5 protein-coding genes are annotated in these 5,188 nt (G+C 72.7%); 4 read left to right on the top strand and 1 reads right to left on the bottom strand.

The features are described 5' to 3' along the window. Nucleotides 1-938 (top strand): adenylate/guanylate cyclase domain-containing protein (locus VB737_RS05340; RefSeq protein ID WP_500311766.1); only part of this gene is annotated, 938 nt, incomplete at its 5' end. Here VB737_RS05340 and speA read toward each other — a convergent pair. After that, nucleotides 923-2,935: a biosynthetic arginine decarboxylase gene (speA, locus tag VB737_RS05335; RefSeq protein WP_500311764.1), complete on the bottom strand. Its 2,013-nt coding sequence runs from the start codon at nt 2,933-2,935 to the stop codon at nt 923-925. The two genes, VB737_RS05340 and speA, sit on opposite strands and share 16 nt — an antisense overlap. A gap of 252 nt (nt 2,936-3,187) precedes the next feature. Here speA and ndk point away from each other — a divergent pair, with 252 nt between their 5' ends. From ndk to VB737_RS05320, 3 genes are all read left to right on the top strand, one after another. After that, a complete protein-coding gene (gene ndk / locus VB737_RS05330; protein WP_500311762.1) occupies nt 3,188-3,646 on the top strand; it encodes a nucleoside-diphosphate kinase in 459 nt (152 codons plus the stop codon). A 70-nt stretch (nt 3,647-3,716) separates the two neighbouring features. Beyond that, nucleotides 3,717-4,385 carry a FecR domain-containing protein gene (locus tag VB737_RS05325; protein ID WP_500311760.1) on the top strand — a complete coding sequence of 223 codons (669 nt, stop codon included), beginning with the start codon at nt 3,717-3,719 and terminating at the stop codon, nt 4,383-4,385. Further along, complete coding sequence (locus VB737_RS05320) at nt 4,385-5,185, top strand: CHASE2 domain-containing protein (RefSeq protein ID WP_500311758.1); 801 nt, start codon at nt 4,385-4,387, stop codon at nt 5,183-5,185. The genes VB737_RS05325 and VB737_RS05320 overlap by 1 nt, the downstream gene beginning before the upstream one ends. Nucleotides 5,186-5,188 lie beyond the last annotated feature (3 nt).

Here is a 5,188-nt window from a genome sequence, read left to right as displayed (position 1 = left end):
AGCGTCTCGTGGGCTCGGAGATGTGTATACGAGGCAGCCGCTGGACCGACCTGCGCTGGCGCCTCGCCCTGGTGTTGCTGCTGCTGGTGCTGCAGGGCGGCGTGGTGGTGGTGGCGCTGCAGCAGGCCAACCGCTGGCTGCCGCTGCTGGCCCCCGCCTCGGGCCTGGCCCTGCTGGGCCTGCTCTACGGCGGCGATGCCTACCTGCGGGAGGGGCAGGAACGGCGGCGCCTGCGGCGGACCTTCGAGCGCTATGTGGCGCCCGGCGTGGTGGCGGAGATCCTCTCCGACCCGGAATCGGCCCAGGGCATCCTGCGCGGCCGCCTGCTGGATGTGACCGTGCTGATGACCGACATCAAGGGCTTCACCGTGCTCACCAAGCAGCGCAGCGACGAGGGCCAGAGCGAGCTGCACGTGCGCCAGCTCAATGAGTATCTGGGCGCCATGGTGGAGGTGGTGATGGCCCATGGCGGCACCGTCGACAAGTTCATCGGCGATGCGGTGATGGCGGTGTTCGGCTCACCGGTGAGCCGGGGGGTGGCCGAGGAGGCCAGCCAGGCGGTGCGCTGCGCCCTGGCCATGCGGGAGGCCCTGGCCGGCCTGAACGAGGACTGGGCGCGGCGGGGCATCGCCACCATCGACAACGGCATCGGCCTGGCCAGCGGTCTGGTGATGGTCGGCCAGATCGGCAGCCCGCGCCGCATGGAGTTCACCGTGATCGGCGACACCGTGAACCTGGCGGCCCGGCTCGAATCGGCCACCCGCCAGGTGGAGGCGGCGGTGGTGTGTGACCGCCAGACCGCCGAGCTGGTGGCGGCCGATCCGAGGCTCGCGGCACGCTCCCTGGGGGCCCAGACGGTCAAGAGCCTGGGGGAGGTGGAGATCTTCACCGTCGCCCTGGCGGAACAGGTAGTGGCCGGGGATCAGGCCTCCAGATAGGTGGTCTGCTCCAGGCTGGCCTTCAGGTGGGCCATCAGGCGCCGGGCGTCGCTGATCGCCAGGTCGCCCCGGCCGATCGCCTGCTCGCTGGCCAGCCGCAGCCGCTCCAGCAGCAGGTCGGGGTCGTGCTCCATGGCCTCGAGCACCTCGGCGTTGGTGTTGCCCCGCACCACGTGGTCGACCCGGTAGCCGCCGCCGGCCGCCAGCCGGATGTGCACCGCGTTGGTGCTGCCGAACAGGTTGTGCAGGTTGCCCATCACCTCCTGGTAGGCGCCGCCGAGGAACAGCCCGATCCAGTAGGGCTCACCGGGCCGCAGGCCGTGCAGTTCCAGCAGCGGCTTGACCTGGCCCCGGTCGATGAAGCGGGCGATCTTGCCGTCGGAATCGCAGGTGAGGTCGGCGAAGCTGCCCAGGCGGGTGGGGCGCTCGTCGAGCCGGTGGATCGGCAGCACCGGGAACAGCTGGTCGATCGCCCAGGTGTCCGGAGCCGAGCGAAACACCGAGAGGTTGGCGTAGTACGTGCCGGCCAGGGCCGCCGGCAGGGCCTGCAGCTCCTGGGGGATCACGGTGCCGGCGGGCAGGCCTTCGAGCTGGCGGGCGATCGCCTGGCAGCTGGCCCAGGTGAGGCGTTCGGCCGTGGCCCGCTCCGGCAGGCTCAGATAGCCCAGCCGGAAGGCAGTGAGGGCGTCCTCCTTGAACTTGAGGGCATCGTTCCAGGCCTCCTGCAGCCGCTCCACCACCGCCCGCTCACCGGTGTCGTCCCCCGCGAGGCCGCCCTCCGTGGCGATCGCGGTGATCAGGGCGTGGGTGTCGCGCAGGTTGCGCAGGATCAGGGCCTCCCCCTCGGCCGGCGGCGGCACCGCCTCGGTGTGGCCGCCGGCCCCCAGCACGTCGAACACCAGCACGCTGAAGTGGCTGGCCAGGGCCCGGCCGCTCTCGCTCACCAGCGTGGGGGGCCGGATGCCGTGGGGCTCGCAGCACTCCCGGATCGTGGCGACGACGTCGTTGGCGTAGTTCTGCAGCGAGTAGTTGGTGGAGGCGGCGGTGGCGGTGCGGCTGCCGTCGTAGTCGATGCCCAGGCCGCCGCCGACGTCGAGGAAGCCCATCGGGGCCCCCAGACGGGTGAGCTCGGCATAGATCTGCCCGGCCTCCTGCAGGGCGTCCTTGAGGACGGCGATGTCGTTGATCTGGCTGCCGATGTGGAAGTGCAGCAGGCGCAGGTCGTCGAGCAGGCCGGCCTCCCGCAGGCGCTCCACCGTGGTGAGCACGTCGGGGATCGAGAGGCCGAACTTGGCCCGCTCGCCCACGGAGCTGCCCCAGCGGCCGGTGCTGCGGGCCGACAGCTTGGCCCGGAGGCCGATGAACGGCGCCCCGCCCAGGGCGCTGCTGGCGGCGATGATCCGCTCCACCTCATCGGCCTGCTCGATCACCACCACCGGCTGACGCCCCAGGCGCCGGGCCAGGATCGCCGTCTCGATGTAGCGCCGGTCCTTGTAGCCGTTGCAGATCAGCAGGGCGTCAGGATCGTCGAGCAGGGACAGGGCGATCAGCAGCTCGGCCTTGCTGCCCGCCTCCAGGCCGAAGTGCCAGCGGCGGCCGCTCTCCACCAGCTGCTCCACCACGTAGCGCTGCTGGTTGCACTTCACCGGGAACACCCCCTGGTAGCGGCCGTTGTAGCCGTACTGGGCGATGGCCCGCTCAAAGGCGCCGTGGAGACGCTCGAGCCGGTCCTCGAGGATGTCGTCGAAGCGGATCAGCAGCGGCAGGGACAGGTCGCGGCCCTGCAGCTCCCGCACCAGTTCCACCAGATCGAGGGAGCCGCCGCGGTCGCCGCGGGGCTGCACAATCACCTGGCCCCTGGCGCCCACCCCGAAGTAGGGCTCACCCCAGCGGTCGAGTCCGTAGAGGGCCGCCCCGTCGGCGGCGCTCCAGGCGTCGGATCGCCCGGCAGGAGCGGCGGGCGCGCCCGGCGGGCTGGACGGGTCGGCGAGCACCATGGCGCCTGGGAGGAGGGAAGCCGGTCGGAGCGAATCTAGGCGGGGCGCCGCGGCGGCTTCGGCGGGTTTGAGGCGGCTTTGGGTATGCCTTGGCGGCCGATCCACGGGTCTGTACAGCCTGTACAGCTTGCGAATGGCAGCGGCGGGGGGTGACCCCGGCGGAGTTGACCGGGCGACCCCGGCGGAGGGTTGGCTTGCTTGCCAAGCGGCAGCCCCAGCGCGGACGATGGCCCGAACATCTCTCCCCTCCCCATGGCCACCGAACGCACCTTCCTCGCCATCAAGCCCGACGGGGTGCAGCGGGGCCTGGTGGGCGAGATCCTCGGCCGCTTCGAGCGCAAGGGCTTCAAGCTGGTGGGCCTCAAGCAGCTGGTGCCCAGCCGGGAACTGGCCGAGAGCCATTACGGCGTCCACCGCGAGCGCCCCTTCTTCGCTGGTCTGGTGGCGTTCATCACCAGCGGCCCGGTGGTGGCCATGGTGTGGGAAGGCGACGGCGTGATCGCCAGCGCCCGCAAGCTGATCGGCGCCACCAAGCCCCTGGAGGCCGAACCCGGCACCATCCGCGGCGACCTGGCCGTGAACATCGGCCGCAACGTCATCCACGGTTCCGATGCTCCGGAGACGGCCGAGTTCGAGATCGGCCTCTGGTTCCAGCCCTCCGAGCTGTGCGAGTGGACGCCGGCCGACCAGGTGTGGCGGGTCGAGCCCTGAGCGGCCATCCTGGGAACTCTCGGGTGCCCGGGCCATGCTGCTGCGCGAGAGCCTCCGGCCTCCCAGGCCGATGAAGCTGGCGCCCGTGGCCATGCTGGTCGCCGGCCTCGCACTTGCTTTGCCCGCCACCGGCCCCCTCGCCGGGGCCACGGCGGCTCCCCGGGTGCCCCGGGTGGTGGATGTGCCGTCCCGGCCGGCCTATGTGATGCCGCCGGCGGCGCCGGAGCGGCCGGCCCTGGTGGGGCAGGTGCTGCGGCCCGCCACCGTGCTGCGCACCGAGAACCCCGGCCGGCTGCAGATCCTGCTGGCCGATGGCCGCAGCTTCCGGCTGGGGGGTAACGCCCTGCTGCGGATCGAGCCGACGCTGCTCGATCTGGTGCGCGGCCGGATCATCGCCTGGATCGCTCCCGGATCGCAGGGAACCGCACCGCTGCGGGTCCGCACCAGGGTGGGCACCGCCTCGATCCAGGGCACCACGGTCTTCATCGAGGACACCGCCGATTCCGTGCTGTTCCTGAGCTGGGAGGGGGAGGTGGAGGTGCGCGCCGATGACGGGACCGTCTACCAGCTGGCCAGCGGCCAGCGGCTGGAGGCCACCCCCGGCGGCTGGAAGGGGCCGCGCCGGATCGACGCCACCGAGGCGCGGCTGCGGCGGCGCAACAGCGAGCTGCTGAACGGTTTCGCGGCGCCGATGGAGACGCTGCCGGTGCTTGAGCGCGAACTCGGGCTCACCCCCTGATGCCCCCCTGGCCCGGGCTGGGACGCCGGCTCTGGTGGCTGGCCCTGGCCGCTCCCCTGCTGGCGGGCCTCGACCGGGCCCCCCTCACGCCCCTGGGCCAGGGGCCGCGGCTGCTCGACGACCAGCTCCTCCAGACCTTCTTCCTGCTGCGGGGGGCCCGACCCGCCCCGGCCGATCCGGTGATCCTGGCCATCGACGCCGACTCCCTGGAGCTGGGGGAGCTGCTGTCCCCGGGCGAGCGCCAGGCGTCGCCCCTGTGGCGCCAGATGGGTCCCTGGCCCTGGCCCCGGGCCCTGCAGGCCCGGCTGGCGGCCCATGTGCTCGAGCAGGGGGCGGCCCGGGTGCTGTTCAACATCGAGTTCAGCCAGCCCAGCCGCTTCGGCCCCGCCGACGACCGGGCCTTCGCCGCCACCCTGGCCCCCTGGCGCCAGCAGGTGCACCTGGCGGCGGTGTACGACCTGCGCCAGGAGGGGGGGCTGGTGCAGAGCCGGCTGCGGCTGCCCATCCACCCGCTGGGTGCCCCCGGCCTCACCACCCTGCTCCAGTCCCCCCGGGGGGTGGTGGAGGCGGTGCCGGGCCAGGACTGGATTCAGGCCCGGCTGGGCGATTTCCCGCCGCCCCTGCCCCGGCCGATGGCCTTCCTGGTGCGCCCGGCGCCGCCACCGCCGGCGCCGATGGGGCTCGATTTTCCCGGTCCCGCCGGCACCATGCCCCGCGTTCCGGCCTGGAGGCTGCTGGAGGCGCCGCCGTCCACCCGGCGGGGCCGCACGGGGCTGATCCTCGCTCTTATACCCACCTGACGC

The organism is Synechococcus sp. BA-120 BA3 (assembly GCF_034931285.1).
GTDB lineage: Bacteria > Cyanobacteriota > Cyanobacteriia > PCC-6307 > Cyanobiaceae > Cyanobium.
The sequence above is the reverse complement of the archived record's forward strand: the minus strand, read 5'-3'. Positions and strand labels throughout refer to the sequence as shown.

What these genes read in the sequence shown, in the direction of transcription:
- VB737_RS05320 (WP_500311758.1), top strand. Translation starts at nt 4,385, where the DNA reads ATGCCCCCCTGGCCCGGGCTGGGACGCCGGCTCTGGTGGCTGGCCCTG.
- speA (WP_500311764.1), bottom strand. Translation starts at nt 2,935, where the DNA reads ATGGTGCTCGCCGACCCGTCCAGCCCGCCGGGCGCGCCCGCCGCTCCT.
- VB737_RS05325 (WP_500311760.1), top strand. Translation starts at nt 3,717, where the DNA reads ATGAAGCTGGCGCCCGTGGCCATGCTGGTCGCCGGCCTCGCACTTGCT.
- ndk (WP_500311762.1), top strand. Translation starts at nt 3,188, where the DNA reads ATGGCCACCGAACGCACCTTCCTCGCCATCAAGCCCGACGGGGTGCAG.